Source organism: Streptomyces sp. FH025 (assembly GCF_017427025.1).
Taxonomy (GTDB): domain Bacteria; phylum Actinomycetota; class Actinomycetes; order Streptomycetales; family Streptomycetaceae; genus Kitasatospora.
The window spans coordinates 1-4,054 of the sequence record NZ_JAFLNG010000690.1; the positions used below are offsets into that span (position 1 = coordinate 1).

At 76.5% G+C, this 4,054-nt stretch carries 1 protein-coding gene; it reads right to left on the bottom strand.

All coding sequences use genetic code 11. From position 1 onward, the window contains the following. A partial coding sequence (locus J0670_RS32115; protein ID WP_207815546.1) for a non-ribosomal peptide synthetase occupies window positions 1-4,054 on the bottom strand: 4,054 nt, incomplete at both ends.

The window sequence follows — 4,054 nt, forward strand, 5'->3', positions numbered from 1 at the left end:
GACGGTGGTGCCGAAGCACACCTGCCGCTCCCCGCTCCAGCGCGACAGCAGCAGCGCCCAGGCGCCCTGCACCAGGGTGTTGAGGGTGAGGCGGTGGCGGCGGGCGAACTCCTGGAGCCGCTCCGTCGCGGCCTCGTCGAGGCGGTGGGAGAGCCAGGAGTCGGAGCGGGCGGTGTCGCCGGGGGCGGGCCTGCGGTCGTAGGGCAGTGCGGTGGGTGTGGCGAGGTCCGACAGCGCGGTGCGCCAGTGCGCCTGGGCGGGGGCGGTGTCGCGGGCGGCGAGCCAGCCGACGTAGTCCGCGAAGGGTCGGCGCTCGGGCAGTTCGGGCACCTCGCCCCGGGCGAGCGCGGCGTGGGCGGCGAGCACGTCGGACAGGACGTGGAAGACGCTCCAGCCGTCCAGCAGCACGTGGTGGAAGGTCCACACCACCCGTACCGCGTCCGGCCCGAGCCGGATCAGGTCGAGCCGCAGCAGCGGGGCCCGGTCCAGGGCGAGCGGGCGGGCCTGCCGTTCGGCGAGCAGCCGCTCCAGCCGGGCCTCGCGCTCGGCCTCCGTCAGGTCGCTCCAGTCGTGGTCGGTGACCGGCAGCGGCGCGTGCCGGTGGACCACCTGGAGAGGGACGGGCACGTCGTGCAGAGCGACGGTGGTGCGCAGCACGGGGGTGCGGTCGATGACGTGCTGCCAGGCGGCGGCGAGCAGCCGGGGGTCGCGGGCGCCGTCCAGGACGAAGGTGATCCGCTCGACGTACAGGCCGTGCCGCGCCTCGTCGAGGCCGTGCACCACCATGCCGGTCTGGGTGGGGGTGAGCGGCTGGATGTCGGTGACGTCGCGCCCGGTGCCGGCCAGCCGGTCGACGGCGGTCTGGTCGAGGCGGACGAGCGGGAAGTCGGAGGGGGTGCGGCCGCCGGCGCCGGGTTCGGCGCAGTGGCGGACGATCTCCCGCAGTTCGTCGAGCAGTTCGGCGGCCAGCCGGGCGATCGTCTCCCGGTGGTGGACCTCACGGGAGTAGGACCAGGTGAACTCCAGCCGGCCTTCGCTGACCCGCCCGAGCACGTCCAGCAGGTGCGGGCGCTCGGCCTCGCGGTCCATGCCGCCGGTGAGCGGTCCGTGCGGGGCGTGCAGCAGGCCGCCGGGGGTGGCGGTCCAGTCCTGCCGGCCCAGGTAGTTGAAGGAGATTCGCGGCGCCTCGGGCAGTCGGAGGTCGGGTGTCAGGTGGCGCAGCGCGCCGTGGCCGAGGCCGCCGTGCGGGACGGCGCGCAGGTTCTCCTTGACGGCCTTGAGGACGGTGCCGGTGTCGGCGCCCCGGGGCACGTCGAGGGCGACGGGGTACAGGGCGGTGAACCAGCCGACGGTGCGGCTCAGGTCGACGCCGTCGAACAGGTCCTCGCGGCCGTGGCCCTCCAGGGCGACGGCCACCCTGTCCCGTCCGGTCCAGCGGGCCAGCACCCGGCCCAGGGCGCTGAGCAGGACGTCGTTGACGCGGGTGCGGTAGGCCTCGGGGACGTCCTGGAGCAGCCGCCGGGTGGTGTCGGCGTCCAGGCCGAGGGTCAGCGACTCCTCTTCGGCGGCGGTGTTGGCGCCGTCGAGGTCGGTCGGCAGGGCGGTGGCGGCCTCGTGGGCCTGGTCGGACCAGTGGGCGCGTTCCGCGTCGAAGCCGCCGGCCGCGGTGTGGGCGGCGAGGCGTTCGGCCCAGGCCCGGAACGAGGTGGTCTTGGGGCCGAGGTCGGGCCGCCCGCCGGCGTGCAGGGCGCGGTGGGCGACTTCGAGGTCCTCCAGGATGATGCGCCAGGACACCGCGTCGACCACCAGGTGGTGCGCGGCCAGCAGCAGGACGGGGTGGGGGTCGCCCTCGAAGCGGCACAGGGCGGCCCGCAGCAGCGGTCCGTCGGCCAGGTCGAAGCCCTCGGCGAGTTCGCGCGCGACCGCGTCGAACTCCGGTGCGGTGGCGGCGGGCAGGTCGTACGTCCGCAGGTCCGGTGCCTCGCCGGGTGCGGCGCCGTCCTGGCGCCAGCGGCCGTCGCCGAGCGGCCGGAAGCGCAGCCGCAGCGCGTCGTGCCGCTCCAGGACGGCGGCCAGTGCGGCCCGCAGCAGGGCCGGGTCGGTGCCGGGGGCGAGGCGGAAGGAGACGGACTGGGTGAAGCGGGCGGGGTCTCCGTCGAGGGTGTCCAGCAGCCAGTGCTGGACGGGGGTGAGCGGGGTCTCGCCGACGACGGCGCCCTGTTCGGCGAGGACGGCCGGGCGGGGTGACTCCTGGGCGGCGAGGGCGAGTTCGGCCAGCGTCTGGTGAGCGAACAGGTGGCGGGGGGTCAGCGCGAGGCCGGCCCGGCGGGCCGCCGAGACGATCCGGATGCCGAGGATCGAGTCGCCGCCGAGCGCGAAGTAGTTGTCGTCCGCGCCGACTTCGGGCACGCCGAGCACCTCGCGCCAGATCGCGGCGAGGGTGCGTTCCGCCTCGGTGCGCAGCGGCCGGGCTTCGGCCGCCGGGGCCGCCCACTCCGGTTCGGGCAGTGCGCGCCGGTCGAGTTTGCCGGTGGCGCCGAGCGGCAGCCGCTCCAGCCGCACCACCAGGGCGGGTACCAGGTGGTCGGGGAGCGTGCGGCCGAGGAAGGCGCGCCACTCGGCGGCCTCCGGCAGCCCGCCCGCGCGGGGCACCGCGTAGCCGACCAGGCGCCGGTGGCCGTCGTGCTCCACGACCCGGGCGGCGGCGGCCGCGACCTGCGGGTGGCGGGCCAACGCGGCCTCGACCTCGCCGAGTTCGATCCGGAAGCCGCGCACCTTGACCTGGTCGTCGGCGCGGCCGAGGTAGACGAGGTCGCCGTCGGCCGTCCAGCGCACCCGGTCGCCGGTGCGGTACATCCTCCCTCCTTGCCCGCCGCCGGGCTGGGGGTACCTCCCAGCCGCCAGGCTGGGGGCGAGGGGCCCACCCCCGGCCGGGCCGAAGGGGTCGGGCAGGAAGCGGGCGGCGGTCAGCCCGGGGCGGCGCAGGTAGCCGCGCGCCACGCCGGTGCCGGCCAGGTACAGCTCCCCCGGCGCGCCGACGGGCACGGGGCGCAGCCGCTCGTCCAGGACGTAGGCCCGGGCGCCGCCGACCGGGCGGCCGATCGGCGGGTCCCGGTCGGGGTCGGCGGGGTCGCAGGTGAAGGCGGTGGCGTAGACGGTGGCCTCGGTGGGGCCGTAGACGTTCAGCACCCGGCAGCCGGGGATAGCCTCCCGGACCTGGCGCACGGTGCGGGCGGGCAGTCCCTCGCCGGCCAGGACGACGGTGTCCGCGCCGATGCGCACGGCGCCGTCGGCGAGGAGTCCGCCGAGGGCGGAGGGCACCGCGCTGAGCAGTCCGGCCTTCCACGGCCCGGGGCGCTCGGCCAGGGCCAGCAGGTCCCGGACGAGTTCGACGAGGCCGCCGGACAGCAGGGGCGCGAAGAGCTCGAAGACGGACACGTCGAAGTTCAGTGACGTCGCGGCGACCACGTGGGCCAGGCCCCGGCCGGTGAACTCGGCGGCGGCCCAGTCGGTGAGCGCCAGTACCGAGGCGTGGGCGACCACGACGCCCTTGGGGGTGCCGGTGGAGCCGGAGGTGTGGATGACGTAGGCGGGGTGTTCGGGCAGCAGTTCGCCGGATCGTTCCTGCGCGCCCACGCCGTCGTGGCGGGCGGCGGCGAGCCGTTCGGCGCAGGCCGGGTCGTCCAGCAGGATCCGGGCGTACGGGCCGTCCGGCAGCCGGCCTCGCATCCCGGTGTCGGTGATCACGGCGTCCGGCCGCACGTCGTCGAAGAGGAACGCGATCCGTTCGGCCGGGTACCCCGGGTCGACGGGAAGGTAGCCGGCGCCGCTCTTGAGCACCGCCAGCAGGGCCACGACCAGGTCGGCGGTGCGGGGCAGCGCGAGCGCGACGAAGCGCTCGGGGCCCGCGCCCGCCTCGATCAGCAGCCGGGCCAGCCGGTTGGAGCGCTCGTCGAGCTCCCGGTAGGTCAGCTGTACGTCGCCGGAGCGGACGGCCGGGGCGTCGGGCGTGTGGGCGGCCTGCCGGGCGAAGGCCTCGGGCAGGGTGCGCCGT